Source organism: Saccharothrix sp. CB00851 (genome assembly GCF_001905065.1).
GTDB lineage: Bacteria > Actinomycetota > Actinomycetes > Mycobacteriales > Pseudonocardiaceae > Actinosynnema.
In genome coordinates this window covers 306,717-333,408 of sequence record NZ_LWLC01000012.1, presented here as the reverse complement: position 1 = coordinate 333,408, position 26,692 = coordinate 306,717, and the positions used below count along the sequence as shown (strand labels likewise).

Below are 26,692 nucleotides of genomic sequence, written 5' to 3'. Positions count from 1 at the left end.
CGGCCCTCAATTGGATCGCGCGACGCGGACGACCGGCGTATGAACGATGCCATGGCGCTCACCCTCCGCACCCTCACCGCGGCCGACCTCCCGGAGTTCCAGCGGGTCTTCAACTCCTCGTTCCTCTTCGACGGCGACGAGCTGATCGGCGGCGGCGGCATCCAGAGCCGCGAGATCACGCTGCCCGGTGCCGGTCCGCGGCCCGTCGCGGCGGTCACGGCGGTCGGCGTGAAACCCGGCCACCGCCGCCGGGGCGTGCTCACGCGCGTAATGCGGGCGCAGTTGCACGGCCTGCACGACGAGGGCCGCGAGGCGATCGCCGCGCTCTGGGCGTCGGAAGCGGCGATCTACCCGCGGTTCGGCTACGGCCTGGCGGCCGAGTTCACCCGGCTCGAAGTGCCGCGGGGCGCGAAGTTCCGGCCCGGGGTCTCGATCGGCGACGACCGAGTGCGCGAGGTGTCGCGGGACGAGGCGATGCCGGTCATGAAGGCCGTGTACGAGGACCTGCGGCCGGGTCGCACGGGGTGGCTGAGCCGCACGGACGCCGTTTGGGAGCACCAGTTCGCCGACACCGAGCGCGACCGCGACGGGCTGACCGCGTACCGCTACGTGCTGCACCCGCAGGGTTACGCGGCCTACCGGATCAAGCACGACTGGCAGGAACGCGGTCCGCGCAACCAGCTGCACGTGCGCGAGATCGCGGCACGGACCGACGAGGCGTACGCGGCGCTCTACCGGTACCTGCTGGACGTCGACATGGTCGGCGAGCTGAAGTCCTTCACCGCCTCCGACGACCCCGTCACCCACCTGCTGGACGACTCGCGGCTCGCGCTGCGCGGCCGGGCGGACTCGCTGTGGGTGCGGATCGTGGACGTCGACCGCGCGCTCACCCAGCGCCGCTACGGCTCGGACGTGGACGTCGTGCTGGACGTGGCCGACGAGTTCTGCCCCTGGAACGCGGCCCGGTGGCGGTTCACCGTGAAGGACGGCACGGCGACCGTGCAGCGGGTGGACGACGACCCGGACGTGGTGCTGGACGTGCAGGCGTTGGGCGCGGCGTACCTGGGCGGGACGAGGCTGACGTCGCTGGCCCGCGCCCAGCGGGTGCGTGAGGTCACGACCGGTGCGCTGAACGCCCTGTCACATGCACTTCTGGGTGATCGGGACCCCCACTGCCCGGAGGTGTTCTGACCGTTCCGGGAACCTCCGCCCGACGTGGGGCGTTCTCCGGACACCAAGCACCGGGAGGGTCGAATGACCACCACGATCGTCGTGTTGCTCGTGCTGCTGGTCCTGGCGGGAGCCATCGGGTTCGCCGTCCGCTCCGCCGCCGAGAAGCGCCGCCGTGAGCTGGAGGACGCCCAGGCCGAGGCACGTCGCTGGGTGGAGCGGCTCGGCGGCCAGGTGATGAACCTGACCGGCACGGACGTCGCCTCGCAGCAGGCGATGGCAGACGCGTCCGAGCGGTTCACCGCGGCCGGGTCGCAGATGGAGCAGGCGCGCACGGTGGAGCAGTGCCGCCTGGTGACGCAGACCGCGATGGAGGGCCTGTACTACGTGCGGGCCGCGCGCGTCGCGATGGACCTCGACCCCGGCCCCGAGCTGCCGGACCTCACCGGGCAGAGCCGTGCGGGCAAGGTGTCGGAGGAGCGTGACGTCACGGTGAAGGGTCACCGGTACGTCGCCTCGCCGCGGCCGGGTTCGCAGACGCCCCACTACTACCCCGGCGGTGTGGTGGCGGGCCGTCCGGTGCCGGAGGGCTGGTACTCCGAGCCGTGGTGGAAGCCCGCGCTGGTGGCGGGCGCGTGGGGCTTCGCGTCGATGATGCTGTTCAGCGCGATGTTCACGGGCATGGTCGGGGTGCCGGCGGCGGTCGCGTCAGAGGACCCCGGCGGCACCGATGACGGCGGCGACGGTGGTGACGGCGGCGACGCCGGTGGCGACTACGGCGGGGACTACGGCGGCGGCGACTTCGGTGGTGGCGACTTCGGCGGGTTCTGAGGTCAGGCCGGTTGGCAGGTCGGGCACCAGTAGAGGTTGCGGCCGGCCAGTTCGGCGGCGGCCACGGGCGTGCCGCAGACCAGGCACGGCTGACCGGTGCGGCGGTAGACGTAGACCTCGCCGCCGTGCCGGTCCTGGCGCGGCGCGCGGCCGGTGACCTCGGGCAGGTGCTCGGGCCGCACGGTGTCGATGCGGCCGACCTTCACGCCCGCGCGCATGAGCACGACCAGGTCGCGCCACAGGTCGTCCCACAACGCCCGGTCGACCCGGTTGCCGGGCACCAGCGGGTGGACGCCGTGCCGGAACAGCACTTCGGCGCGGTAGACGTTGCCGACGCCCGCGAGCACGGTCTGGTCCAGCAGCAGCACGGCGATGGACTGGCGTGACCGCGAGATGCGCGTGTAGGCGAGGTCGGGTTTCGCGTCACGGCGCAGCGGGTCCGGGCCGAGGCGGGCGCGCAGCGCGGCCACCTCGACGTCGGTCAGGATCTCGCACCGGTTCGGGCCGCGCAGGTCGGTCCAGTGGGTGGGCCCGGACAGCCGCATCCGCACCTGGCCGACCGGTTCGGTCACCGGGTGCGGCGACTCGGTGAACGTGCCGTACAGGCCCAGGTGGACGTGCACGGTCGCGTCCGGGCCGTAGACGTGGAACAGGTGCTTGCCGTGCGCCTCGGCGCGTTCGAACAGCCGACCGTCCACAAGGGACGCGGAGAACCTGCCCTGCGGGCTCGACACCCGGACCGTCGAGCCCGCGTACCGGCGTTGGTGCAGCTTCGCCAGGCGGTGCAGCGTGTGGCCTTCGGGCATTACGGCAGGGCCGGCGCCTCGCCGGTGCGCTCGTACTCGCTGAGGATGTCGATGCGGCGGGCGTGCCGCTCCTGCCCGGAGAACGGGGTCGCCAGGAACGCCTCGACGATCGCGACCGCCTCCTCGGTGGTGTGCATCCGGCCGCCGACGCCGATGAGCTGGGCGTCGTTGTGCTCGCGGGCGAGCTTCGCCGTCTCCACGCTGTAGGCGAGCGCGGCACGGGCGCCGGGCACCTTGTTCGCGGCGATCTGCTCGCCGTTGCCGGAGCCGCCGATGACGATGCCCAGGCTGCCCTCGTCCGCGACGACGCGACGGGCGGCCTCGATGCAGAACGGCGGGTAGTCGTCCTCGGCGTCGTAGACGGCCGGCCCGACGTCGACCACCTCGTGGCCCGCGTCGGTCAGGTGCTTGACGAGGTGGGTCTTCAGCTCGAAGCCCGCGTGGTCCGATCCCAGGTAAACGCGCACGTCAGCAAGTCTGCCATCCTTGGCCGGGTGTTCGGACAAGAGGGTTGCCGGCTGCGGCTGGAGTGGGGACCGGAGGGGGTCGCCGCGCTCGGGGAGCAGTGCGCGGTGCTCGTGATCGTGGACGTGCTGTCGTTCTCCACGGCGGTGGACGTGGTGGTGGCGCGTGGTGGGGCCGTGCGGCCGGTGCACTGGAGGGACCGGGCTTCGGCGGCGCCCCCGGCGGACCCGTCGTGGACGTTGCGGCCGTCGTCGCTGGTGTCGGTGCCCGCGGGGACGGTGTTGGAGCTGCCTTCGGCGAACGGTGCGACGTTGTGCGCGTTGGCCGCGTCGACCGGTGCGGTCGTGTTGGCGGGGTGCCTGCGCAACGCTCGGGCGGTCGCCGTGGCGGCTCGGGAGTTGGCGGCGGGTGGGCCCATCGGGGTCGTGCCGGGTGGTGAGCGGTGGGGCGTGACGCTGTCGGACCACGCCGAGGTCGGGCCGCTGCGGCCGGCGGTGGAGGACCTGCTCGGCGCGGGCGCGGTGATGTCGTCCCTGTTGGGCTACGGCTCGGCTTCGGTGGAAGCGGCTCTCGCCGGGGAAATGTACGCGTGGGCGTCGGTGGAGGACATTCTCCACGGTTGCGTTTCCGGCCGCGAGCTCATTGCCGAGGGCCACGTCGGTGACGTGGCCCTCGCCTCTCAGGTGAATGTCAGCACCGCCGTTCCGCGCCTGACCGACGGTGTTCTCCGCGATTGGTCAGTCGCCGACCCGGTCGTAGCGCAGTGACGTGTAGCCGGCGCCGTCGGAGTAGATCTGGGCGACGACGGCCGTACCGGCGGCGTCGATCCGACGGGCCTGCAACCGGATCGTCGTGGGCTCGTCCACGTGGATCAGCTCGCTGATCGGCGCGGTCTGGTTGCCGCCGGTCTGCCCGTCGCCGGCGTTGGAGTCGATCACCTGGTGGACCAGTCGTTCGCTCTGGGGGACGACGGTGTTGGCCGTGTCGTTCCACAACCTGGCGCTGATGTACGTGTTCACCGCCGGCACTCCGGACAGGCGTCCGCGCACGTCGGCGTCGAGCTCGTACGTGCCGGCGAACGGCAGCGTCACGACCAGGGGCGTTGCCGTCCAGACCCCTGCCGGCAGGTTGACCTGCGTGCCCAGGTGCGCGATCCCCTGATCGGCCGGGGCGGCGGGCTGTGCCGAACCGACGTCGTACTGGGTGAGGACGCCGGCCGCCGTGAGCGCGACAACCGCGCCGACAACGGCCAAGGACGTGCGGAATTGCTTCATCATTCGCTCCCCGCTGGAATGAGTGATTGGCCGCGCGGGATGCCCGGGAATGGTGATCGATTCCCCCGAATTCCCCCGTGCAGACCTCAGCGTAGGGCTGAATGCAGTCGGCGACGATAGACTGAAAGCATGAAGCGGTGCGGGCGCAGAAATGCGGTCAGCGCTGGATGGACTTCAGTTCGGTGAACTCGGCGAGGCCGTGGGTGCCGAACTCGCGGCCGTTGCCGGACTGGCGGTAGCCGCCGAACGGGGCGCTGGTGTTGAACGCGGCGCCGTTGATGTCCACCTGGCCGGTGCGCAGGCGCTTGGCCACGGACAGGGCACGGGCGGGGTCGGCGGAGAACACCGCGCCGCCCAAGCCGTAGATGGTGGAGTTGGCGATGCGCACGGCGTCGTCCTCGTCCGCGTACGGCATCACGGACAGGACCGGGCCGAAGATCTCCTCCTGGGCGATCGCCATGTCCGACCGGACCGAACCGAACACGGTCGGTGCCACGTGGAACCCGCGGTCAAGAGGCCGGGAGGGGCCGCCGAGGGCGAGCTTGGCACCTTCGGAGATGCCGCGCTCGATGTAGCCGACGACGCGGTCGCGTTGCGCCGCCGTCACGGCCGGACCCATGCGGGTGGACGGCAGGGCGGGGTCGCCGGGCTCGCACTTGGCCGCCGCGGCGACCGCGATCTCCAACGCCTCGTCGTGCCGGGAAGCGGGCACCAGCAGGCGGGTCCACGCGCTGCACGCCTGCCCGTTGTTCATGTACGCGTTACCCACGCCGATCTTCACCGCACGCGTCAGGTCGGCGTCGTCCAGCACCACGTTCGCGGACTTCCCGCCCAGCTCCAGCGCCACCCGCTTCACCGTCTCGGCGGCCAGCGCGGACACCCGCCGACCGGCCCGCGTCGACCCGGTGAACGACACCATGTCCACCATCGGGTGACCGGCCAACGCCTCGCCCACCACCGGGCCCGTGCCGTGGACCAGCGAGAACACGCCACGAGGAACGCCCGCGTCGGAGAGCACCGAGGCGAGCAAGTCGGCCGTCAGCGGCGCCAGCTCACTCGGCTTGAGCACCACCACGTTGCCCGCCGCCAACGCGGGCACGACCTTCGCCACCATCTGCTGCAAGGGGAAGTTCCACGGCGTGATGGCCGCGACCACGCCGATCGGCTCCCGCAGCACCACCGAGTTCCCGATCTCGGACTCGGCGAAGAACCCGTCGGCCACCGCGTCGGCCACGCCACGCGCGATCCCCACGGGGTTCGGCACCTGCACCCGTGACGCGAACGTGATGGGCGTGCCCATCTCCGCCGTCATGGTCGCGGCGAACTCCTCGGCGCGCGCCTCCAGCGCGTCCGCCACCGCCCGCACGAGCGCCACCCGCGACTCCAACGACGTCGCGGCCCACTCCGGAAAAGCGGCAACAGCCCTGGTCACGGCCTCGTCAACGTCACCGGGCGTGCCGGCGCGGACCGTGCCGACGACCTCTTCGGTAGTCGGGTTGACGACCTCGATCACTGCGGACTCCCCGAGAACGGTGTGACACTCCCAGACGAAACGTGCCCAAGAGTGTCACACCGAACGCGTCAGGAGAAGTCCAGTCCCCCGGTCCGGGTGCGCTTGAGCTCGAAGAAGTACGGGAAGCCCGCCAGCGCCCGCGCACCGTCGAACACCTTCACGGCGTCCTCACCACGCGGGATCTTGGACAGCACGGGCCCGAAGAACGCCACGCCGTCGATGTGGATGGTGGGCGTGCCGACGTCCATGCCCACCGGGTCCATGCCGCGGTGGTGGCTGGCCCGCAGCTCCTCGTCGTGCTCATCGGTGTGCGCGGCGGCGGCCAGCTCCGCGGGCAGGTCGACGTCCTCCAGCGCCAGCTTGATGGCCTGGTCGTAGTCGCGCGTCTTGCCCAGCCCTTCGTTGTGGATCCGGGTGCCGAGCGCGGTGTAGAGGTCCCGCAGCACGCCGTCGCCCTTGAGCTTGGCGGCGGCGATGGCCACCCGCACCGGACCCCAGCCGCGGTCGAGCATCTCGCGGTAGTCGCCGGGCAGGTCACGGCCCTCGTTGAGCACGGACAGGCTCATCACGCGGAAGTTCAGGTCGAGGTCGCGCTGCTTCTCCACCTCGAGGATCCACCGCGACGAGATCCACGCGAACGGGCAGATCGGGTCGAAGTAGAAGTCGACCTTCGTGCGTCCCTCTGTCGACATGCGGTGTTCCCTCCGTGGCTGTTCGTGAGCGGTGCGCCAGGTTCGGCGCTCCCATCGTGCTCAACCAGCCGACCGCACGCAGTCTTCCCTCGGACGCCAGTCCACTTCCGGGGGTCCCACGTGATTGGATGCGACTGTCGTGTTCACCGACACGACACCATTCCCGTTCCGACGAGGTCGGCGCCGAGGTCCCGTGGCGCCGGCAGACGAGGTGACCAGTGGCGGCACCCAACCTCACCCGCGACCAGGCGCAGCAGCGGGCCGCGCTGCTGGAGGTCGACTCCTACCGGATCGAGCTGGACCTGACCGACGGTGGCGGCAAGCCCGGCTCGGACACGTTCCGCTCGACCACGACCGTCGCGTTCCGCAGCCGGACGCCCGGCGCGTCCTCGTGGGTGGACATCGTGGCCGCCAACGTCCATCGCGCCGTGCTCAACGGGCACGAGCTGGACGTCTCCTCCTACCGCGAGGAGGACGGCGTCCACCTGCCCGAGCTGGCCGAGGTCAACGAGCTGACGATCGAGGCCGACTGCCGGTACATGAACACCGGCGAGGGCCTGCACCGGTTCGTCGACCCGGTCGACGGCGAGGTCTACCTGTACTCGCAGTTCGAGACGGCGGACGCCAAGCGCATGTTCGCCTGCTTCGACCAGCCCGACCTGAAGTCGGTCTACGACCTGACGGTGATCGCGCCGCACCACTGGAAGGTCGTCTCCAACTCGGCCATCGAGTCCACTGTGGACGAGCCGAGTGGCGCGGACCGGCACACCTTCGCCACCACCAAGCCCATGTCGACGTACCTGGTCGCGCTGGTCGCGGGCCCGTACGCGGAGTGGCGCGACGAGTTCACCGACGGCGACACGACGATCCCGCTGGGCATCTACTGCCGCGCGTCGCTGGCGCCGCACATGGACGCCGAGCGGTTGTTCACCGAGACCAAGCAGGGCTTCGGGTTCTACCACCGCGCCTTCGGGGTGCCCTACCCGTTCGGCAAGTACGACCAGTGCTTCGTGCCCGAGTTCAACGCGGGCGCGATGGAGAACGCGGGCTGCGTCACGTTCCTGGAGGACTACGTCTTCCGCAGCCGCGTCACCCGCTACCTGTACGAGCGCCGCGCCGAGACCGTGCTGCACGAGATGGCGCACATGTGGTTCGGCGACCTGGTCACCATGCGCTGGTGGGACGACCTGTGGCTGAACGAGTCGTTCGCCACCTGGGCGTCGGTGCTGGCGCAGGCCGAGGCGACCGAGTACCGGCAGGCGTGGACGACGTTCGCCAAGATCGAGAAGTCGTGGGCCTACCGGCAGGACCAGCTGCCGTCCACCCACCCGGTGGCCGCCGACATCCCGGACCTGCAGGCGGTCGAGGTCAACTTCGACGGCATCACCTACGCCAAGGGCGCCTCGGTGCTCAAGCAGCTGGTGTCGTACGTGGGGCTGGACAATTTCCTGTCCGGCCTGCGGGTCTACTTCGGCAAGCACGCGTGGGGCAACGCCACGCTGGCCGACCTGCTCAACGCGCTGGAAGAGGCCTCCGGCCGCGACTTGTCGTGGTGGAGCGCGCAGTGGCTGGAGACCACCGGCCTGAACCTGCTGCGGCCCAAGTACTCCGTCGACGCCGAGGGCCGGTTCACCGAGTTCGCCGTGCTCCAGGGCGGTGCCCGGCCGGGCAAGGGCGAGCTGCGCACGCACCGGTTGGCGATCGGCGTCTACGACTCCGACGACGACGGCAAGCTCGTGCGCACGCACCGGGTGGAGCTGGACGTGTCCGGCGAACGCACCGAGGTGCCTGAGCTGGTGGGCGTGCCGCGCGGCAAGCTGGTGCTGGTCAACGACGACGACCTCACCTACTGCACGATGCGGCTGGACGCGGACTCGCTGGCGTCGCTGATCGACCACATCGCCGACATCGCCGAGCCGCTGCCGCGCACGCTGTGCTGGTCGGCGGCGTGGGAGATGACGCGTGAGGCGGAGCTGAAGGCCCGCGACTTCGTGAACCTGGTGCTCGGCGGGCTGCACGCGGAGACCGAGGTCGGCGTGGTGCAGCGGCTGCTGCTGCAGGCGCAGACGGCGCTCTCCTCGTACGCGGACGTGTCGTGGCGCGACGAGGGCTGGCGCAAGTTCAGCTCGCGGACGCTGGAGCTGGCGCGTGCGGCCGAGCCCGGCTCGGACCACCAGCTGGCGTTCGTGAACGCGTTGGCCGGTTCGGTGCTGGATGCCGAGACGTTGGCGGTCGTGCGGGGTTGGTTGGAGGGCACGGACGTGCTCGAAGGCCTCGACGTGGACACCGACCTGCGCTGGCGGCTGCTGCACGCGCTGGTCGCGCACGGTGCCGCCGACCTGGACGAGATCCGCGCCGAGGAGGAGCGCGACCCGACCGCCACCGGCCGCCGCAAGGCCGAGTCGGCTCGGGCCCTGCGGCCGACCCTGGACGCCAAGACCGAGGCCTGGGACCGCGCGGTGAACGACGACGAGCTGCCGAACGCGGTGTCGGAGGCGATCATCGCGGGCATCCAGCACCCCGGCCAGAAGGCGCTGCTGCAGCCGTTCGTGGCGCGGTACTTCGCCGACGTGGCCGACGTGTGGGAGCGCCGGTCGAGCGAGCGGGCGCAGTCGATGGTCGTCGGCCTGTTCCCGTCGTGGTCGATCTCGAAGGAGACGGTCGAGGCGTCGGACGCGTGGCTGGCCGAGGAACGGCTGCCTGCGCTGCGGCGACTGGTGTCGGAAGGTCGTGCGGGCATCGTGCGCGCCCTGGCGGCCCAGGAGTTCGACCGGTCCTGACGACGTGTGATGTGAACGGGGCGGCGCTTCAGGTGTCGCCCCGTTTCGCTTCCGGGGCGGAGCGGTGGTCTCGGTCGTAGGCGTCGGCCCAGCGGGCGAACACGTCGCGCGAGTGGGTCGGTGAGAGGACCAGCCGTTCGAGTTGGCGCATCTTGGCCTCGTAGGCGGCGATGGCGTCGGGGTCGTCGTGGAACACCGTCGCGGTCTCGGTTTCGGCGTAGGCCAGTGGCTTGATCGGTGCCGGGAACGTCAGCAGGGCACCGGAGTGGCGCAGCAGGGCGTGCGCCTGCGCGCTCATCGGGATGATCCGCGGGCTGATCCGCGCCCAGCCGCACATCAGCGTCAGCCGCAGCATCTGGTCGCGCATGATCTTCGAGTCGCCGACGACGACCCGCAACGCCGCCTCGTGGACGTAGATGACCGTCTCCGGGCCGCCCGGCCTGCGCAGCGTCTCCTGACGGGCCATCCGCGCATCGACCACACTGCGGTCCTGGGTCAGCGCGAGCGCGTAGTCCTCGGTCTGCGCCAGGCTCGGGATCACCAGCGGCTCGTAGGTCGTCAACGTGCTGGCCGCGTACTCGTGCACGGTCAACGCCGTGAGCGTGTCCGACCACGGCTCGTGCCGGCGCACGAAGTTGCCCGTGTCGGCCTCGCTGGCGATGGCCAGGATCCGGTCGCGGGTCGGTTTGTCCGCGCCACAACGGCCGAGCAGCGTCCCGATTTCCCACGGGCTCGTGCCACGGCTGCCGGTTTCGAGCTTCGACAGCTTGCCCACGGACCAACCCAGGGCGTCGGCGACGAAACCGGACGTCATCCGGGCCCGGTGGCGGACCCGGCGCAATTCTTCTCCCAATTCACGGCTACGGGCAGTGCTCAGCCGGGTTACCGGCTTTTCTTCGGACTCCACGAATCCCCCTACACCGCACAAGAGCAAAGGGCGCGGCGGGTGATGGGCGACGCGTTCCTCCTTGCGTGCTTCACCACCCGCCGCACATGTCCGACCAGTGTGCGGGCTGGTCGGTGGCCTGGTGCACAACACTTTGTCCGGCCCGCAACACCTTGGTCAATACCCATTTCGAGCGACAGCGTTGGCCACTGGCCCCGCTTTAAGATGCATTCCCATGAACCGCAACACCTCGAAAGCCATCGCTTTGGGAGCGCGTTTGCGCAACGCCCGCAAGGCCAATAACATCAGCCAACGCGCACTCGCGGAGAAGATTGGCGTCGCACATTCGTTGCTCTCGCGCAACGAAAACGGCCAACGCGTGCCGACCCGCACGGAGGTCATCCGCATCCTGGCGCCCCTCGAACTACCCGATCGGGAACGCGAAGAAATCCTGGAGATGACCGAAGACCCGAGCGGATCGCCCCTCGCCGTGATCGAACTGCCCGAGCGGCGCAGCCAGATCGCCGCACTCGTCGAGGTCGAGCAGATGGCCAAGGAGGTCGTGAGCTGGTCGCCGCTGATCATCCCCGGCCTGCTCCAGGTCAGCTCCTACACCCGCACGATCATGGAGGCCGTTCCCGTACCCCACGAGGAGATCGCCACCCGCGTCGCCGTCCGGATGGGCCGACGCGACATCCTCACCCGCCGCGACCCTGTCCGCTTCACCGCGCTCATCGGCGAAGGTGTGCTGCACCAGACGATCGGCGGCCCGGCGGTCATGGCCGAGCAGTTCGACCACCTGCTGATGATGAGCGCGCACGAGAACGTCGACCTGCGGATCGTGCCCACCGCCACCGGCTGGCACCCCGGGCTCTGCGGCTCGTTCCAGCTGATCAAGTGCGACGGCACGTCGTTCGTGCACCTGGAGAACCCGGTCAGCGCCGTCTTCGTCCAAGAATCCGAGGCGGTAGCCGGTTTCGAGCGCTCCGTGCCAGAGTTGCTGGAGGTCGCGATGAGCCCGCAGGAGTCCTTCGAGCTGATCGCGAAGGAGGTGCGGCGGACGACGGGAGTCGCATGACACTTCGGTGGAAGAAATCCGGGAAGAGCGCCAGTGGTGACTGCGTCGAGGTGGCGAACCACCTGGGCGCGGTGCGGGACAGCAAGAACCCCGGGGTCGTGCTCGGGGTCAGCCCGGCGCGGCTGAGGGCGTTCGTGGACGCGCTCAAGGCCCGATGACGGCGAAGGCCCCGGCGACGTGCGCGCCGGGGCCTTCACTTCGGTTCGTGCGTCAGGCGTTCTTCGGCGCCTGACCCGCCTGATCGGTCAGCATCCGCAGGCCGCTCACCAGGCCGCCGGCGAGGTCGCCCTCCTTGAAGGACGCGACCATGCTCATCACGGCGAGCTTGGCGCCGCGGTCGGCGATGCGGCGGTGGGACTCCTCGCCCGTCACCACCTCGACCCGGCGTTCACCGGGCGACACCGCGACGAGCACGGCGTGCGTCGGGCGCGTGGTGCTCGCGTGTAGCTCCTCGGCCTTCGCGCGGGAGTCGGCGCCCAGCTCGCCGAGGTACACGCTGAAGTCCAGCCCGGTGGTGCGGCTGGCCAGCGTCAGCGCCTCGTCCAGGCTCGCCAGCTGCACCGGCGTGAACGGCAGGCTCGGCGCGTGCGGCTCGTACATCTTCGCGGCGGACACCCGGCCGCTGTTGGTGACGACCGCGCCCTCCGGGAGGGTCGACGGGTCCACCTCCACCCTCGTCAGCTCACCAGTTGCCACGGGCACCTCCCTTGGCGGTGCGGCCCTCGGCCGGCGCCGGGACGGCCTGGTGCGCGCCGCCGGGCAAGCCCGCGGGGTTCGCCGTCCACCAGACGGGGGCGTAGTTCCACTCCTGGCCCGGGCGGTACCGCTGAATGCGGGTGGCCTTCGGCCTCAGCGTCAGTAGCGTGATCACGCCGTAGATGGCCAGCGGGATCAGCGCGAAGACGAGCACGGTCTCCACGATGGTCACGCCGGTTACGGTAACCGATCGTCCTGCTCACCCCGGGGCGAGGGCACCCGTTTCCGCACTGGTGGGGGTCCGGCGCGGTGCGGGGGTGCCGTCCGGGGCGGGTTCCGACTGTGAACGCGGGCGCGCCGGGGCGGCTCCCGATCACGCGTAAGTGCGGTGACCACGCCTCGGGACGCCGGGCCGGCCGCGACCTCACGTCCGCCGCCGGGATGGGCCCCGGCACATGGCATACCACGCGCTGTGATCTACCCGGCCCCCTACCTGCGACAACGTCACCCTCGGTATCCATCGATGCCGGATGCACTAGCTCCCGTGCTCGATCGTCGCAGTGCGTACACCCGGACGGTCTTCCCCCGGACGGAGGCGAATGGCGGCCGGTTTGGCGTCTTGTCCTGGGCCCACTCGGCTTCTAGCTTTTCACCTGTACGGGTCTTGCGCATCCGATTCCGGAGACCAATTCCCGCCCGATGAGTCTCGGAGGACACGACATGTACACCATGAACCTTGTTCTGGTCGCCGCCCTCACTCTTTCGTCGTACACCCAATCGGAGCAGAGCGTTACCACTGTTCAGCCTCAGACAGTGCTCGCCGAGTCGGTGCGCATCACCTCCGAAGACTCCGTTCGGATCACCGCTCAGGGCTCCGTGCGCATCACGTCCGGGCTGGACGACTCGGTCCGCATCACGGCGGCGGACCCCGCGTCGGTCCGCATCACCGGGTCGGAGGCCGATTCGGTGCGCATCACGATGGCCGGTTCGGTGCGCATCACGTCCGACGTGGACGACTCGGTCCGGATCACGTCCGGTTCCGTGCGCATCACCGACGACCGCGAGGACTACGTCCTGGCGGCGTGACGGGAGAGGGTGGCGCTAAGCCGCGGGCTCGCCCAGGTAGGGCAGCCAGAGCGGGTCGGCCTCGGTGACGCCGGCCAGCAGCCGCCAGTGCGGCCCGCGGGGCGCGTTCGGCACCACGCGCAGGCGCCAGCCCAGCTCCGAGAGGAGCTTGTCGGCCTTGCGGTGGTTGCACTTCGCGCAGCACGCCACGCAGTTGGTCCACGAGTGGGGGCCGCCGCGGCTGCGCGGCACGACGTGGTCGATCGTCTCGGCGCGCCCGCCGCAGTACGCGCAGCGGTACCGGTCGCGGTGCATCAGCCCGGCCCGGGTCAGCGGCACCCGGCCGCGGTAGGGCACGCGCACGTAGTTCGCCAGCCGGATCACCGACGGCACGACGACCTCGGACGTCGAGGAGTGGACGACGGCCCCGGCGGGGTCACCGTGCACGACCTCGGCCTTGCCGCACACGACGAGGACCACCGCGCGGCGCAGCGGCAGCGCGGTGAGCGGTTCGAACGTGGCGTTGAGCAGCAGGACCTTGCGTCTTCCCCAAGGCAGCACCACGGGCGCCGGACCGGCTCCCTGCCCGTCGGCCACGGCGTGCACGGTGTTCAGCGCGAGCTGTTTTTGGCCGGACGGGACCGACGACGCGATCCCGGCGTTCACCAGGGCGCCGATCGGGGTGGGTTGTCGGTCTGGCACGCGACCACCTCCACCGGTTCAGCCCTAGCAGACCACAGATCGACCCCAAAAATCACCTGTGATATGTGACGTGTCACGAAGCCGCGATCAAAACTTCGGTGAACGCACCCCTATCGGACATGGTTTTCATCACCCTCGCTACGCTCGGCGGGGTGACCGAAGCCTCCCGCGCAGCACTGCCTGCGACGATCGCCTACGCCGCCGCTCCGCGCCTCGACCTCGTGGACGACCTGCACGGACACGCGGTCGAAGATCCGTACCGCTGGCTGGAAGACCCTGCGGACCCCCGCACGGCCGCGTGGTCGGCCGAGCAGGACGGGCTGGCGCGATCGTGGCTGGACGCCATGCCGGGACGGGACGCGCTGGCCGCCCGATTGGGTGAGCTGATGCGGACGGGGGCCGTGGGCACGCCGGTGTGGCGGGCAGGGCGGGCCTTCTACACGCGCCGCGGGCCGGACCAGGACCACCCCGTGCTGTACGTGCGGGTGGACGGCGTGGAACGGGTGCTGCTGGACGTGTCGGAACTCGACCCGTCCGGGCGGACCACGCTCGACCGCTGGTCGCCGTCGCGGGAGGGCACGCGGCTGGCCTACCAGGTGTCCGTGGGCGGTGACGAGCACTCGTTGCTGCACGTCGTGGACGTGGACACGGGCGAGCTGCTGGACGGGCCGATCGACCGGTGCCGGTACTCGCCGGTGGGCTGGCTGCCCGGTGGCGAGGAGTTCTTCTACGTGCGGCGGATCGACCCGGCACTGGTGCCCGAGGACGAGCGGCAGTTCCACCGGCGGGTGTGGCGGCACCGGGTCGGCTCGCCCGCGTCCGAGGACGTGAACGTGCACGGGGACGGCCTCGACCACACCTACTACTACGGGCTGTCGCTGTCGGAGGACGGGCGGTGGCTGCTCGTGAACGGGGCGCCCGGCACCGTGCGGCGTGACTCGGTGTGGATCGCCGACCTGCGCGGTTCCGGTGAGCTGGTGCCCGTCGTGCGGGACGCCGACGACGTGCAGTGCTCGGCGTGGGTGGCGCCGGACGGTCGGCTCTACCTGCGGACCAGCCAGGACGCGCCCCGGTTCCGGCTGTGCGTGGCGGACCCGTCGGCGCCGACGTCGTGGGCGGAACTGGTGCCGGAGCAGCCGGACTCGGTGCTCGACGCGGTCACGTGGCTGGACGGGTCGCTGGTGCTGCTGCGGACCCGGCACGCGGTGTCGGAACTGCACCTGCACTCCCCCGCCACGGGCGAGCACCTCGGTGAGATCCCGTTGCCCGGGACGGGGTCGCTGCACGGGTTGTCCACAGTCGACGCGCTGACCGTTGCCGATCGTGGCGTCCTGTGGTTCGGGTGGTCGGACTTCACAACGCCCTTGTCGGTGTACCGGTACTCGCTCTCGGAGGGCCGGACCGAGCTGGACGCGGCGGCCCCCGGAACGGTGGCGATTCCGGAGTTGTCCACACAACAGATCTCGTACACGTCATCGGACGGCACAGTCGTGCGAATGTTCGTGGTGTCCGGGGAACAGCACCCGGACCTGCCCCGGCCGACGTTGCTCACCGGGTACGGCGGGTTCGCGGTGGGCCGCGGGCCGGGGTACAGCGCGACCACGTTGGCGTGGGTCGAGGCGGGCGGCGTGTGGGTGCACGCGTCGTTGCGGGGCGGCGACGAGGAGGGCGAGGAATGGCACCGGGCGGGGATGCGGGAGCGCAAGCAGAACGTGTTCGACGACTTCCACGCGGCGGCCGAGCGGTTGATCCGCGACGGGTGGACCACGCCGCAGCAGTTGTCGATCATCGGTGGGTCGAACGGAGGGCTGCTGGTCGGCGCGGCGTTGACGCAGCGGCCGGAGCTGTACGCGGCGGTGGTGTGCTCAGCGCCACTGCTCGACATGGTGCGGTACGAGAACTTCCTGCTGGGGCGGTTGTGGGCGGAGGAGTACGGCTCCGCGTCGGTGCCCGAAGAGCTGGCGTGGCTGCTGGCCTACTCCCCGTACCACCGGGTGCGGCCGGGAGTTGAGTACCCTTCGGTGCTGTTCACGGTCTTCGAGTCGGACAGCCGCGTGGACCCCAACCACGCCCGGAAGATGTGCGCGGCACTGCAGCACGCGACGTCGAGTGATCCGACCAAGCACCCCGTGCTGCTCCGCCGCGAGACCGAGGTGGGGCACGCGGGCCGATCGGTGAGCCGGTCGGTCGGCCTGGCCGTGGACCAGTTGACGTTCCTGGCCCGGGCTACCGGCCTCGAGTTGTGATGGAGGACTGAGCAGGTGCTGGACGTGCAGCCGACGCCGTCACCGGTGTTCAACGTGGAGTCGACCCTCGCCGTCGAGTGGTGGGTGGTCAACGGCCCCAAGATCGCCGCGGGCGCCGCGAAGATCGCGTTGATCCTGGTCATCGCGGTGCTTGTCCGGTTCCTGCTCCGCCGGTTCATCGACCGGATGACCCGCGGCAACGGCGGCCGGAAGCCGAAGCTGCTCAGGCCGTTGCGGGAGCGCGCGCCCCAGGCGCTGGGCGCGCTGGTGTCCGAGCGGCGCGAGCAGCGGGCCAAGACCATCGGCTCGGTGCTCAAGTCGTTCGTGACGATCTTCGTGTTCGGGGTGGCGTTCATCCAGATCCTCACCGAGCTGAACATGAACCCCGCGCCGATCCTGACCTCGGCGGGCATCCTCGGCGTCGCCCTCGGCTTCGGCGCGCAGAACCTGGTCAAGGATTTCCTGTCGGGCATGTTCATGATGTTGGAGGACCAGTACGGCGTCGGTGACGTGGTCGACCTCGGCCCGGCGACGGGCACGGTAGAGGCGGTGGCGCTGAGGATCACCACGATCCGCGACACCAACGGCACCGTCTGGTACGTCCGCAACGGCGAGATCCTGCGGGTCGGCAACTCCTCGCAGGGCTTCGCGGTGGCCGTGGTCGACCTGCCGCTCGCGTACGGCGCCAACCTGGCGTCGGCGACCGAGGTGCTGACCAAGGCAGTGGTCGACGCCACGGGCGAGGAGGTCCTGGCCAAGGACGTCACCGACAAGCCGCAGGTGCTCGGCGTGGAGAAGGTCACGCCCGAGGGCATCACCATGCGGGTCACGGTGAAGGTGCGGCCGGGCCGCCAGTGGGCCGTCCAGCGGGCGTTGAGAGCCAAGCTGATGCCCGCCCTGGAGGAGGCCGGCATCTCGCTGAAGTCCTCCTGACCCACCTACTCCGGTCGTTGCCGGCAGCCCGTCCCCGGGGTCGGCGTGGGTAGCACCCCGGGGACTGAGGCAGGATGGAGGGGTGACCACTCCTCCGGAGAACTTCTACGAAGCAGTGGGCGGGTACGAGACGTTCCACAAGATCGTCGCGCGCTTCTACGAGGAAGTGGCCAACGATCCCGTCCTGCGTCCCATGTACCCCGAAGAGGACCTCGGCCCGGCCGAGGAGCGCTTCCGACTGTTCCTCATGCAGTACTGGGGCGGGCCGCACACGTACTCCGACAACCGCGGTCATCCCCGGTTGCGGATGCGTCACGCTCCGTTCGTCATCGGTCCCGTGGAGCGGGATGCCTGGCTGCGCTGCGCCAAGGTCGGCGTCGACTCCGTCGAGCTGTCCCCTGAGCACCGCAAACAGCTGTGGGCGTACCTCGAGATGGCCGCCAACAGCATGATGAACGCCTGGGTCTGATTCTTGATCACTCGAACGTGGTCGTGGTGTCGGCCGCGAATGGCAGGATGACTCCTCGTGCGACGATCCTCCGATCTACAACCAGAGATCGCCGACGAGTCCGCCTGGTGGCGTGACGCCGTCTTCTACCAGGTCTACGTCCGATCCTTCGCCGACGCGAACGGTGACGGCGTGGGCGACCTCGACGGTATCCGCTCCCGGCTCGGCTACCTCGAACTGCTCGGCGTCGACGCTCTCTGGCTCACGCCGTTCTTCACCTCGCCGATGGCCGACCACGGTTACGACGTGGCCGACCCCCGTGACGTCGACCCGCTGTTCGGCGACCTGGCCGCGTTCGACCGGCTGGTCACCGAGGCGCACGCGCACAACCTCAAGGTCACCATCGACCTCGTGCCCAACCACACCAGCGACCGGCACGCGTGGTTCCAAGCCGCGCTGCGGGCCGGGCCGGGGTCGATCGAGCGGGACCGGTTCATCTTCCGCGACGGCGGCGGCTTCGACGGTTCCGTGCCGCCGAACAACTGGCCGAGCCAGTTCGGCGGACCGGCGTGGACCCGGGTGCCGGACGGGCAGTGGTACCTGCACCTGTTCACGCCCGAGCAGCCCGACCTGAACTGGGACAACCCGGAGGTCGCCGCCGACCTGGCGCGCACGCTGCGGTTCTGGCTGGACCGCGGGGTCGACGGGTTCCGCATCGACGTCGCCCACGGCATGGCCAAGCCCTACGGCTTGCCGAACATCGACCCGCGGGCCGAGCTGGGTGCGGGCGTCATGCACGACAACGCGATCGACCCCCGGTTCGACAACGACGGCGTGCACGAGGTGCACCGGATGATCCGCAAGGTCATCGACGAGTACCCGGGCCGGATGGCCGTCGGCGAGATCTGGGTGAAGGACGACGAGCGCTTCGCCCGCTACGTGCGCCCCGACGAGCTGCACCTGGGGTTCAACTTCCGGCTGGTCGAGGCACCGTTCGACGCGGACGGCGTGCGTTCGGCGATCGAGCACTCGCTGGGCGCCGTACGCGGCCTGGACACCCCGCCGACCTGGACGCTGTCCAACCACGACGTGACGCGGCACGTGACGCGGTACGGCGGCGGCGCGATCGGCACGCAGCGCGCACGGACGATGACCCTGGTGGAACTGGCGCTGCCCGGCGTCGTCTACCTCTACAACGGCGAAGAACTCGGCCTGCCCGACGTCGAACTACCGGAGTGGGCGCTACAAGACCCGATCTGGCTGCGCTCGGGCCACACCGACCGCGGCCGCGACGGCTGCCGCGTCCCGCTGCCGTGGGAGGGCGACACCCCACCGTTCGGCTTCTCCCAGGCCGTCACCACCTGGCTACCGCAACCCAACGAGTGGGCCGGCTTGACCGCCGAGTCGCAGTTGGAAGACCCCGACTCGATGCTCTCGTTCTACCGTCACGCGCTTGAACTGCGGAAATCGCACAGCGCGTTCAACGGCGACGAGCTGGAGTGGTACGGCGCCCCACCCGGCTGCTTCGCGTTCCGCCGCAAGGGCGGCGGCCTCATCTGCGCCCTGAACACCTCCGGCGGCCCGGTCCCCCTCCCACCCGGCGAGGTCCTGCTGTCCAGCGGCCCGATGGACGGCAACCAACTACCACCGGACACAGCGGTCTGGCTGGTGTAGCTCCGCGGTTATCCACAGGCACCGCCGCGTTTCCGGTCCCTCGCAGCGGTTGTCCACAGGCCCCCGGCGAGCGCCCCGCACTGTCGGTCCCTCGTGGCAGAGTAAAGCAGGGGTCCCCTGGCGGGGACCCCTGCGCAGCGAGGGCTGTGCCCGACTCAGACCGGCAGGGCTCAGGACCGGCAGAGGCCAGACCGGCAAGGCTCACGGCCCGGCAGGGGCCACTCCGGCTGGGGTCAGGACCGGCCGGACCGGCAAGGGTCACGGACCGGCGGGGATCAGACCAGTAGCGGCAGCATGGAGTGGCGGCGGCGGACCACGGCGCCGAACCGGGCGTCGATGCGCAGCCACGAGTCGGTGGCCGTGATGCGCACGTCGTCACCGCCGAGGAACCCCATGCCGGACAACGCGAACAGGCACCGCATCGGCACCTTCACGTCCAACCCGGAACCGCTCACCGTGATCACGGTCTGGTCCAGCAGCGAGGCGGGCGGCGTGCCGCGCGGGCCCGCGTTCTCGCGCGCCACCTCCACCCCCCTCTCCGCCAACTCCGACACGACGCTGCCGGGCAGCCGGTCCACGGGCAGCCAGCCCGCCGACGGCGGCAGCGCCGAGCGCCACATCATGTCCCGCGACGGGCCCGGGTCGACGGTCTCGCTGCGCACCACGGCCAGGCCGGTGAGCAGGTCGCTGCCGGACACCGTCACGTCACCGGGCGTGATCCGACCGGCCACGGTGCGGGTGGCCAGCGTGTCAAACGGGGTCGCGACCCACGCGTCCACCAGGTCGCCGGCCGGACGGTTGCGCAGCCGCACCACCGTCTGGGCGTCCAAGCGGACGGCGCGGGCGACGAACGCGCCGAGGTCGTCCCGCTCCGCGGGATCGGCGAGGACCAACTCAGGCACCATTACCTCCGGCACGCCAGCCCGCGAGGAAGTCGCGCTCGGCTTCGAGAAGACGGCGCGGGCGTCCGGCCGTCAGGTTGTAGGGCACCATCAGGGTTTCGGCCGTCGTGACGACGGCGCTGCCCTCCTGACGGCTGCCGCGGACCGTGTAGTCCAACGTGAACGACGCGGACTTCAATTCCCGCACCGACATCTCCACCACGATCTCGTCACCGGTGAACACCAGCGGCGCGAGGTAGTCCACCACCAGCCGGGCCACGACCATGCCCTTCGACATCTCCGCCACCCCGTGCCGGGCGGCCTCGGTGAACAGCAGGTCGATCCGCGCCTCTTCCAGCAAGGTCACCGTGTTGGCGTGGTTGACGTGGCCGAACACGTCCATGTCCGACCAGCGCGGGCGCACGCCCGTGACGAACACACCCAAGTTGAACGCGCCTCCCGGTGTCGATGCGTGGTGGCAGTGACCTTATCCACGTGCTACACCCAGGTTAAGCGCGCGTCCACGTCGAGGAATCGCCCCAGGTCGGCGACCTCTTCCCGCACATCGGGACGCTCACCGAACGGCCGCACGGTGATCAGCGCGCCGTCACGCCGCCACACCGCGACCACCCGCCCGTCGACCACCACCTGCGGCGTGAGGACACCGCCCCCGGTCTGCACGAGCGACGCGTGCTCGGGCGCCAACGCCGCCGACCGGTCGCGGTAGCCGAGCAGGTAGGTGTCGAAGTGGCCCAGCATCCGCACCACACCGCTCGGCTGCGCCGACTCGTCGTCCACCGCGGGCAGACCCTTGAGGTGCCGCTTGGGCAGACCGCTCCACGCGGCGAAGTCATCGGGCGTCGCCGGCCCGTACGCCTGCCGGTAGCGCCGCCACAACTCGTCCACGCCACGCGGCTCGCCCTCGATCCGCAGCAGCCGATACGTGTCGTCCAACCCCCGGCACAGCACACCGGAGTGCGCCGCGAACGCCAACAGGTGCGCGGGCGCCTGGGACTTCGGGTCGATCTCGATGCCGACCTCGCCGAGCCGGCGCACGAGCTCAGCACGCTCCAACGGCTCGGTCAGCACTTCCCGGAGCGCGGGTAGCGCGCGCTCGCACAGCTCATCGGTGAGCCCGAGCTGTTCACGACGACGGCGTCCAGCGGCGATGAACGTCGGCCCCAACAACCCTACGACCCACAAATCGTCCTCGTGCAGCAAGTGAAGGGTGCCGCGCATCGCCCACGTGCGCACCAGAGGGCCCTCCAAGGACCGCACACCCCGAGCGCGCGCTGCGAGCCGTACCGCGGGGACGTCCTGGGCCTGCAGTGCGAACACGGAGGCGAACAGTTCGTCCACGTCGGCTGCCGGGTGCGAGAGCCGCTGTGCCCGCATCCGCTGGGCGAGCAGGGTCATCTGGGACGAGCACCCGTCGAACCGCGCACCACCAGCTCCGGCTGGAACACGAACTCCGCGTGCGGAGCGGGCGTGCCGCCGATCTCCTCCAGCAACGCGTGCACCGCCGCCTGCCCCATCGCCTCGACGGGCTGCCGGATCGTGGTCAACGGCGGATCGGCGAACACGATCAGCGGTGAGTCGTCGAACCCGACCACGGACACGTCCCGCGGCACACCCAGCCCGCGCTGCCGGGCCGCGCGTATCGCACCGAACGCCATCAGGTCGCTGCCGCACACGATCGCCGTGCAGCCGCGGTCCAGCAGGGCGTTGGCCGCCGCCTGGCCGCCTTCGACCGTGAACAGCGAGTGCTCCACCAGGTCGGACGCCTGCGGGCGGACGAGCGTGAAGCCCTCCACCATCCGCTGCGCGGGCACGAACCGCGGCGGACCCACCGCCAGCCCGATCATCTCGTGCCCGAGTTCCACCAAGTGGGTGACCGCCAATCGGACGGCGGCACGGTTGTCCACCGAGACGAACGGCGCGGACACCTGGTCGGTGTAACCGTTGATCATCACGAACGGCACGCCGCGCCCGGCCAGCTTGACGTACCGGTCCTTGTCGGCGGTCGTGTCGGCGTGCAGGCCGGACACGAACACGATCCCGGTGACGCCCCGGTCGACCAGCATCTCGGTCAGCTGGTCCTCGGTCGAGCCGCCGGGCGTCTGCGTGCACAGCACCGGCGTGTAGCCGTCTCGCGTCAGCACCTGCTCGATGACCTGCGCGAACGCCGGGAAGATCGGGTTGTTCAACTCGGGGGTGATCAACCCGATCAGCCCGGCGCTGCGCTGGCGGAGCCTGGGTGGGCGCTCGTAGCCGAGCACGTCCATCGCGGCGACCACGGCCTGGCGGGTCGCGGCCGAGACGCCTGGCTTGCCGTTGACCACTCGGCTGACCGTCGCCTCGCTCACGCCTGCCTGGGTCGCGATGTCACTGAGCCGCGCTGTCACACCGGGTGACTCTACGGGCGCGAGAGCCACACGGTCGTGTCCGGCGGCACGAGGACGTCCGCGTCTTCGGTCGCGAAACCACCCGAGGCGAGCACCACGTCGCCGTCGGCGGGCACCCGTGCCACGTCCGGGCCGAAGTTCACCACGCAGGTGAACGCGCCGCGGCGGAACGACAGCACGCCTGCAGGCGCGTCCAGCCAGTCCACGTCGGAGCCGGCGCCGAGGTCCGGGTGCTCCCGCCGCACGCGCAGCGCACTGCGGTACAGCTCCAGCACCGAGTTCGGGTCGCCGACCTGGCTCGCGACGCTGAGCCCGGCCCAGTCCGCGGGCTGCGGGAGCCACGAGCCGCCGTCGCCGAAGCCGAACGACGGGCCGTCCGCCGTCCACGGGATCGGCACGCGGCAGCCGTCCCGGCCCCGGTCGGTGTGGCCGGACCGCTCCCACACCGGGTCCTGCAGCACGTCCTCGGGCAGGTCCAGCACCTCGGGCAGGCCCAGTTCCTCGCCCTGGTAGACGTACGCGCTGCCGGGCAGCGCCAGCATCAGCAACCCCGCCGCACGCGCCCGCGCCACGCTGCCGTACCGCGTCACGTGCCGCTGCACGTCGTGGTTGGACAGCACCCACGTCGTCGGCGCGGCCACCGGCCTCATCGCGGCCAGGGAGTCGTCGATGACCTGCTTGACGTCGGCGGCGTCCCACTCGGCGGTCAGGTAGTGGAAGTTGAACGCCTGGTGCAGCTCGTCGGAGCGCAGGTAGCGGGCGGTGCGCTCGGGGCTGGGCGTCCACGCCTCGGCCACGCCGATCCGGTTGCCCGGGTAGGAGTCGAGCACCTTGCGCCAGTCGCGGTAGATCTCGTGCACGCCGTCCTGGTCGAAGAACGGCAGCGCCTCCGTGCCCAGCAGCTTGAGGTGGCCGGGCGTGCCGACGTCGGGCAGGCCGTCGGCCTTGACCATGCCGTGCGCGACGTCGATGCGGAAGCCGTCCACGCCGAGGTCGAGCCAGAAGCGCAGCACGTCGAGGAACTCGTCGCGCACCTCCGGCTGGTCCCAGTTCAGGTCCGGCTGCTCGGGCGCGAACAGGTGCAGGTACCACTGGCCGTCCGGGACCCGGGTCCACGCGGGGCCGCCGAAGACGGACTCCCAGTCGTTCGGCGGCTGCTCGCCGCGGCCGTCGCGGAAGTGGTAGCGCGCGCGTTCCGGTGAGCCCGGCGCGGCCGCGAGGGCCTGCTGGAACCACACGTGCTGGTCGCTGGTGTGGTTCGGGACCAGGTCCACGATCACCCGGATGCCCAGCCGGTGTGCGTCCTCGACCAGGGCCTTGGCGTCGTCGTTCGTGCCGAACAGCGGGTCCACGGTGCGGTAGTCGGCCACGTCGTAGCCGCCGTCGGCCATCGGGGACTGGTAGAACGGCGTGATCCACACGGCGTCCACACCCAGGTCGGCCAGGTAGGGCAGCCGCGAGCGGATACCGGGCAGGTCACCGACGCCGTCGCCGTCCGAGTCGGCGAAGCTGCGCACGTAGACCTGGTAGATGACGGCATCGCGCCACCAGTCCTGCGTCATGGGGTGTCCTTCCGGATCGGTTCCGCCGGAGGGCAATGAAATACTTTGCAAGTGTTTTCAGCAAGTCTGGCAGCTGGTATGACCTACAGCACATCCCTGCCAGCTAGGAGACAACGTGGTTTCCGCTAGTCGACGCGCTTTGGGCGCGATAGCCGTACTCCTGTTCAGCCTTTTGGCGGTTCCGCAAAGTTTTGCAGCGCCACCGTCCGCGAAGGACGTGACCGCGACCCTGTTCCAGTGGCCGTTCGCGCGGGTCGCCAGTGAGTGCACGAACGTGCTCGGGCCTCGCGGCTACGGGTTCGTGGAGGTCTCGCCGGCCACCGAGCACATCCAGGGTCCCCAGTGGTGGACCTCGTACCAGCCGGTCAGCTACCGCATCGCCGGGCGGCTCGGTGACGAGGCCGCGTTCCGGAACATGGTGAACACCTGCCACGCGGCGGGCGTGAAGGTCATCGCGGACGCGGTGATCAACCACATGAGCGCCGGGTCGGGCACGGGCACCGGCGGCTCGTCGTACACGAAGTACAACTACCCCGGCATCTACAGCGACCCGGACTTCCACTCGTGCCGGTCGCACATCAGCGACTACCGCAACCGCGACAACGTGCAGAACTGCGAACTGGTCGGGCTGTCGGACCTGAACACCGGCAGCGACTACGTGCGCGGGCGGATCGCGTCGTACCTGAACCACCTGATCTCGCTCGGCGTGGACGGGTTCCGGATCGACGCGGCCAAGCACATGGCGGCGGCCGACCTGTCGGCGATCAAGTCGCGGTTGAGCAACCCGAACGTGTTCTGGGTGCACGAGGTGATCTACGGCGCCGGTGAGGCCGTGCAGCCGGGCGAGTACACCGGGTCGGGTGACGTGGACGAGTTCCGGTACGCCTACGACCTCAAGCGGATCTTCAACAACGAGAACCTGGCGTACCTGAGCACGTTCGGGCAGTCGTGGGGCTACCTGCCCAGCGGCCAGGCGCGGTCGTTCGTCGACAACTGGGACACCGAGCGCAACGGGTCGACGCTGACGTACAAGGACGGGTCGACTTACACGTTGGCGAACGTGTTCATGCTGGCCTGGCCCTACGGTTCGCCGAACGTGCACTCGGGCTACGAGTTCTCGAACCACGACGCCGGGCCGCCGTCCGGGTCGGAGTGCTACACGTCCGGGTGGAAGTGCCAGCACCGGTGGACGCAGATCGCGTCGATGGTCCAGTTCCGCAACGCCGTGGCCGGGACGTCGGTGGTGAACTGGTGGGACAACGGCGGCGACGCGATCGCGTTCGGGCGGGGCAACAAGGGCTTCGTCGCGATCAACCGGGAGTCCTTCGCGGTGACGCGGACGTTCCAGACCTCACTGCCCGCCGGGTCGTACTGCAACGTGCAGCGGGAGGGGTGCGTCGCGGTCGCGGTGGGGTCGAACGGCCAGTTCACCGCGACGTTGGGCGCGGGTGAGGCGTTGGCGCTGCACGTCGGTGCGACGGGCGTGGGCAACCCGCCGGCCGGGACGACGTCGTTCGCGGTGAACGCCACGACTTCGTTGGGGCAGAACATCTTCGTGGTGGGCGACCACCCGTCGCTGGGCTCCTGGAACCCGGCCGCCGCGATCGCCCTGTCCTCCGCCACCTACCCGACCTGGCGGGGCTCGGTGTCACTGCCCGCGGGGACCTCGTTCCAGTACAAGTACCTCCGCAAGGAGTCGAACGGGTCGGTGACCTGGGAGAGCGGGACGAACCGCACCGCCACTTCACCGGCGACGCTGTCGGACACCTGGCGCAACTAGACCCGCCCGCCGCACCGAGGATCCGTCGCGGTCAGACCCTCCGCTCCACGGGACCCCGGCCACAGCCGGACCCACTCGCTCCACGGGACCACCAGACCCGGCCTGCTCCACGGGACACTCGGCCACAGCCGGACCCGGCCTGCTCCACAGGACCACCGGCCCCAGCTTGACCCGGCCGGCTCCACAACCACCTGACCGCAGCCGGACCCGGCCGTCACACGACGCGATCGGCCCGGCGCCGGACCCGCCTCCTCACGGCGGGTCCGGCGCCAGGGGCCGGACCGCCCGATGGCGTGCTCCGCAGGGGTCCTCGCCAAGGGGACCCCTGCTTTCATTCTCCCAGAGGGGTACGACAATTCCGGCCCAAGTGGCCCCGCACAGGGGCTAGTGCAGGAACAGGGCGAGCAGCCCGGTGACGGCGACGAGCAGCGCCACCAAGGCGTACACGTACCGGATGGCCAGGGCGTGATCCCACTTCGGGCGACGCGCCGGTTGCCGCCGAGGTGCGGGTCCGGAACCCCGGCGCACCACCGGCCCCGGCACGCGGGGCACACGCCGGCGCGGCCTCCACGTCGGACGTTCGCACACGGGTTTGTCGCGATCCGCGGGCGGCCCGTAGCCGGTCCCGCCGGAGAAGTCGGCTACGTCATCGTTGCTGCCGGTGCCATTTGGTCCCATCGGGTCTCCACCTGTCTCGCTGGTGTTCCACAAGGGTGCGTTCAGCGGACGACATGCCGGGAACGGCGGGTCGTCGTCCGATTCGGGTCTCGGCGGTTCCGGGGTGTCGCGGTGCGGTCGACCGCGA

At 70.4% G+C, this 26,692-nt stretch carries 27 protein-coding genes; 12 read left to right on the top strand and 15 right to left on the bottom strand.

Annotated features, from left to right (window positions below; all coding sequences use genetic code 11):
- Positions 1 to 51: 51 nt before the first annotated feature.
- Both A6A25_RS14225 and A6A25_RS14220 read left to right on the top strand, forming a co-directional pair.
- Positions 52 to 1,191 carry a GNAT family N-acetyltransferase gene (locus A6A25_RS14225; protein WP_241828669.1) on the top strand — a complete coding sequence of 380 codons (1,140 nt, stop codon included), beginning with the start codon at positions 52 to 54 and terminating at the stop codon, positions 1,189 to 1,191.
- Between the two features lie 63 nt (positions 1,192 to 1,254).
- On the top strand, positions 1,255 to 2,001 hold the full coding sequence (locus A6A25_RS14220; protein ID WP_073889443.1) for a hypothetical protein: 747 nt from the start codon (positions 1,255 to 1,257) through the stop codon (positions 1,999 to 2,001).
- A 2-nt stretch (positions 2,002 to 2,003) separates the two neighbouring features.
- Here A6A25_RS14220 and A6A25_RS14215 read toward each other — a convergent pair whose 3' ends face one another.
- A complete protein-coding gene (locus A6A25_RS14215) occupies positions 2,004 to 2,807 on the bottom strand; it encodes an Fpg/Nei family DNA glycosylase (protein WP_073889440.1) in 804 nt (267 codons plus the stop codon).
- A complete protein-coding gene (locus A6A25_RS14210; protein WP_073889437.1) occupies positions 2,807 to 3,274 on the bottom strand; it encodes a ribose-5-phosphate isomerase in 468 nt (155 codons plus the stop codon). Before A6A25_RS14210 ends, A6A25_RS14215 begins: the two co-directional genes overlap by 1 nt.
- A gap of 27 nt (positions 3,275 to 3,301) precedes the next feature.
- Here A6A25_RS14210 and A6A25_RS14205 point away from each other — a divergent pair, with 27 nt between their 5' ends.
- Positions 3,302 to 4,039 carry a 2-phosphosulfolactate phosphatase gene (locus tag A6A25_RS14205; protein WP_073889434.1) on the top strand — a complete coding sequence of 246 codons (738 nt, stop codon included), beginning with the start codon at positions 3,302 to 3,304 and terminating at the stop codon, positions 4,037 to 4,039.
- Here the strand turns inward: A6A25_RS14205 and A6A25_RS14200 are convergent.
- The 3 genes from A6A25_RS14200 to A6A25_RS14190 form a co-directional block, all read right to left on the bottom strand.
- Positions 4,010 to 4,546, bottom strand: a complete 537-nt coding sequence (locus tag A6A25_RS14200; protein WP_073890036.1) for a hypothetical protein — start codon at positions 4,544 to 4,546, stop codon at positions 4,010 to 4,012. The two genes, A6A25_RS14205 and A6A25_RS14200, sit on opposite strands and share 30 nt — an antisense overlap.
- Before the next feature lie 157 nt (positions 4,547 to 4,703).
- Positions 4,704 to 6,059 (bottom strand): aldehyde dehydrogenase family protein, encoded by a 1,356-nt coding sequence (locus tag A6A25_RS14195; RefSeq protein WP_073889431.1) that lies wholly within the window; start codon positions 6,057 to 6,059, stop codon positions 4,704 to 4,706.
- Positions 6,060 to 6,127: 68 nt separating this feature from the next.
- Positions 6,128 to 6,751 (bottom strand): mycothiol-dependent nitroreductase Rv2466c family protein, encoded by a 624-nt coding sequence (locus A6A25_RS14190; RefSeq protein ID WP_073889428.1) that lies wholly within the window; start codon positions 6,749 to 6,751, stop codon positions 6,128 to 6,130.
- 218 nt (positions 6,752 to 6,969) lie between these two features.
- On the opposite strand from A6A25_RS14190, the gene pepN reads away from it, so the two are divergent.
- The gene (gene pepN, locus A6A25_RS14185) at positions 6,970 to 9,531 is read left to right on the top strand and encodes an aminopeptidase N (RefSeq protein WP_073889425.1); all 2,562 of its coding nucleotides are present in this window, start codon (positions 6,970 to 6,972) and stop codon (positions 9,529 to 9,531) included.
- A 28-nt stretch (positions 9,532 to 9,559) separates the two neighbouring features.
- On the opposite strand, the gene A6A25_RS14180 is transcribed toward pepN, so the two are convergent.
- Positions 9,560 to 10,438 (bottom strand): helix-turn-helix domain-containing protein, encoded by an 879-nt coding sequence (locus A6A25_RS14180; RefSeq protein ID WP_274534309.1) that lies wholly within the window; start codon positions 10,436 to 10,438, stop codon positions 9,560 to 9,562.
- Positions 10,439 to 10,619: 181 nt separating this feature from the next.
- Here A6A25_RS14180 and A6A25_RS14175 point away from each other — a divergent pair, with 181 nt between their 5' ends.
- Positions 10,620 to 11,495 carry a helix-turn-helix domain-containing protein gene (locus A6A25_RS14175; RefSeq protein ID WP_143193145.1) on the top strand — a complete coding sequence of 292 codons (876 nt, stop codon included), beginning with the start codon at positions 10,620 to 10,622 and terminating at the stop codon, positions 11,493 to 11,495.
- Positions 11,492 to 11,653 carry a DUF397 domain-containing protein gene (locus tag A6A25_RS14170; protein ID WP_083668319.1) on the top strand — a complete coding sequence of 54 codons (162 nt, stop codon included), beginning with the start codon at positions 11,492 to 11,494 and terminating at the stop codon, positions 11,651 to 11,653. The genes A6A25_RS14175 and A6A25_RS14170 overlap by 4 nt, the downstream gene beginning before the upstream one ends.
- A gap of 52 nt (positions 11,654 to 11,705) precedes the next feature.
- On the opposite strand, the gene A6A25_RS14165 is transcribed toward A6A25_RS14170, so the two are convergent.
- Entirely contained in the window at positions 11,706 to 12,191 is a 486-nt protein-coding gene (locus A6A25_RS14165; protein ID WP_073889415.1) for a DUF5130 family protein, read from the bottom strand.
- Entirely contained in the window at positions 12,178 to 12,423 is a 246-nt protein-coding gene (gene ctaJ, locus A6A25_RS14160; RefSeq protein ID WP_073889412.1) for an aa3-type cytochrome oxidase subunit CtaJ, read from the bottom strand. The genes A6A25_RS14165 and ctaJ overlap by 14 nt, the downstream gene beginning before the upstream one ends.
- 581 nt (positions 12,424 to 13,004) lie before the next feature.
- Between ctaJ and A6A25_RS14155 the strand changes: the two genes are divergently transcribed.
- On the top strand, positions 13,005 to 13,277 hold the full coding sequence (locus tag A6A25_RS14155) for a hypothetical protein (protein ID WP_073889409.1): 273 nt from the start codon (positions 13,005 to 13,007) through the stop codon (positions 13,275 to 13,277).
- Between the two features lie 15 nt (positions 13,278 to 13,292).
- On the opposite strand, the gene A6A25_RS14150 is transcribed toward A6A25_RS14155, so the two are convergent.
- Positions 13,293 to 13,958 (bottom strand): HNH endonuclease, encoded by a 666-nt coding sequence (locus tag A6A25_RS14150; protein ID WP_241828668.1) that lies wholly within the window; start codon positions 13,956 to 13,958, stop codon positions 13,293 to 13,295.
- A 152-nt stretch (positions 13,959 to 14,110) separates the two neighbouring features.
- On the opposite strand from A6A25_RS14150, the gene A6A25_RS14145 reads away from it, so the two are divergent.
- The 4 genes from A6A25_RS14145 to A6A25_RS14130 all read left to right on the top strand — a co-directional run bounded on the left by A6A25_RS14145 (position 14,111) and on the right by A6A25_RS14130 (position 19,259).
- The gene (locus A6A25_RS14145) at positions 14,111 to 16,204 is read left to right on the top strand and encodes a prolyl oligopeptidase family serine peptidase (RefSeq protein ID WP_073889405.1); all 2,094 of its coding nucleotides are present in this window, start codon (positions 14,111 to 14,113) and stop codon (positions 16,202 to 16,204) included.
- Positions 16,205 to 16,222: 18 nt separating this feature from the next.
- A complete protein-coding gene (locus tag A6A25_RS14140) occupies positions 16,223 to 17,137 on the top strand; it encodes a mechanosensitive ion channel family protein (RefSeq protein WP_073890032.1) in 915 nt (304 codons plus the stop codon).
- A gap of 82 nt (positions 17,138 to 17,219) precedes the next feature.
- Positions 17,220 to 17,606, top strand: a complete 387-nt coding sequence (locus A6A25_RS14135) for a globin (protein ID WP_073889401.1) — start codon at positions 17,220 to 17,222, stop codon at positions 17,604 to 17,606.
- A 57-nt stretch (positions 17,607 to 17,663) separates the two neighbouring features.
- On the top strand, positions 17,664 to 19,259 hold the full coding sequence (locus tag A6A25_RS14130; protein WP_083668317.1) for a glycoside hydrolase family 13 protein: 1,596 nt from the start codon (positions 17,664 to 17,666) through the stop codon (positions 19,257 to 19,259).
- A 275-nt stretch (positions 19,260 to 19,534) separates the two neighbouring features.
- Here the strand turns inward: A6A25_RS14130 and A6A25_RS14125 are convergent, their stop codons facing one another.
- From A6A25_RS14125 to A6A25_RS14105, 5 genes are read right to left on the bottom strand one after another with little or no spacing between them, the layout of a single operon-like run.
- Entirely contained in the window at positions 19,535 to 20,161 is a 627-nt protein-coding gene (locus tag A6A25_RS14125; RefSeq protein WP_073890025.1) for a hypothetical protein, read from the bottom strand.
- Positions 20,154 to 20,585 (bottom strand): acyl-CoA thioesterase, encoded by a 432-nt coding sequence (locus tag A6A25_RS14120; protein ID WP_073889398.1) that lies wholly within the window; start codon positions 20,583 to 20,585, stop codon positions 20,154 to 20,156. Before A6A25_RS14120 ends, A6A25_RS14125 begins: the two co-directional genes overlap by 8 nt.
- A 53-nt stretch (positions 20,586 to 20,638) precedes the next feature.
- Positions 20,639 to 21,556 (bottom strand): DNA glycosylase AlkZ-like family protein, encoded by a 918-nt coding sequence (locus A6A25_RS14115; RefSeq protein WP_073889395.1) that lies wholly within the window; start codon positions 21,554 to 21,556, stop codon positions 20,639 to 20,641.
- Positions 21,553 to 22,545, bottom strand: a complete 993-nt coding sequence (locus tag A6A25_RS14110) for a LacI family DNA-binding transcriptional regulator (protein WP_198932696.1) — start codon at positions 22,543 to 22,545, stop codon at positions 21,553 to 21,555. The genes A6A25_RS14115 and A6A25_RS14110 overlap by 4 nt, the downstream gene beginning before the upstream one ends.
- A gap of 11 nt (positions 22,546 to 22,556) precedes the next feature.
- Positions 22,557 to 24,107, bottom strand: coding sequence for a glycoside hydrolase family 13 protein (locus A6A25_RS14105; protein ID WP_073889389.1), 1,551 nt, complete (start codon positions 24,105 to 24,107; stop codon positions 22,557 to 22,559).
- Positions 24,108 to 24,324: 217 nt separating this feature from the next.
- Between A6A25_RS14105 and A6A25_RS14100 the strand changes: the two genes are divergently transcribed.
- Positions 24,325 to 25,887 carry a carbohydrate-binding module family 20 domain-containing protein gene (locus tag A6A25_RS14100; protein WP_241828667.1) on the top strand — a complete coding sequence of 521 codons (1,563 nt, stop codon included), beginning with the start codon at positions 24,325 to 24,327 and terminating at the stop codon, positions 25,885 to 25,887.
- Between the two features lie 384 nt (positions 25,888 to 26,271).
- On the opposite strand, the gene A6A25_RS44015 is transcribed toward A6A25_RS14100, so the two are convergent.
- On the bottom strand, positions 26,272 to 26,439 hold the full coding sequence (locus A6A25_RS44015) for a hypothetical protein (RefSeq protein WP_158073732.1): 168 nt from the start codon (positions 26,437 to 26,439) through the stop codon (positions 26,272 to 26,274).
- Positions 26,440 to 26,692 lie beyond the last annotated feature (253 nt).

Bases quoted from the DNA above. Each gene is read 5' to 3' on its own strand.
- A6A25_RS14225 (WP_241828669.1), top strand. From the start codon at position 52: ATGGCGCTCACCCTCCGCACCCTCACCGCGGCCGACCTCCCGGAGTTC.
- A6A25_RS14220 (WP_073889443.1), top strand. From the start codon at position 1,255: ATGACCACCACGATCGTCGTGTTGCTCGTGCTGCTGGTCCTGGCGGGA.
- A6A25_RS14215 (WP_073889440.1), bottom strand. From the start codon at position 2,807: ATGCCCGAAGGCCACACGCTGCACCGCCTGGCGAAGCTGCACCAACGC.
- A6A25_RS14200 (WP_073890036.1), bottom strand. From the start codon at position 4,546: ATGAAGCAATTCCGCACGTCCTTGGCCGTTGTCGGCGCGGTTGTCGCG.
- A6A25_RS14190 (WP_073889428.1), bottom strand. From the start codon at position 6,751: ATGTCGACAGAGGGACGCACGAAGGTCGACTTCTACTTCGACCCGATC.
- A6A25_RS14170 (WP_083668319.1), top strand. From the start codon at position 11,492: ATGACACTTCGGTGGAAGAAATCCGGGAAGAGCGCCAGTGGTGACTGC.
- A6A25_RS14115 (WP_073889395.1), bottom strand. From the start codon at position 21,556: ATGACCCTGCTCGCCCAGCGGATGCGGGCACAGCGGCTCTCGCACCCG.
- A6A25_RS14105 (WP_073889389.1), bottom strand. From the start codon at position 24,107: ATGACGCAGGACTGGTGGCGCGATGCCGTCATCTACCAGGTCTACGTG.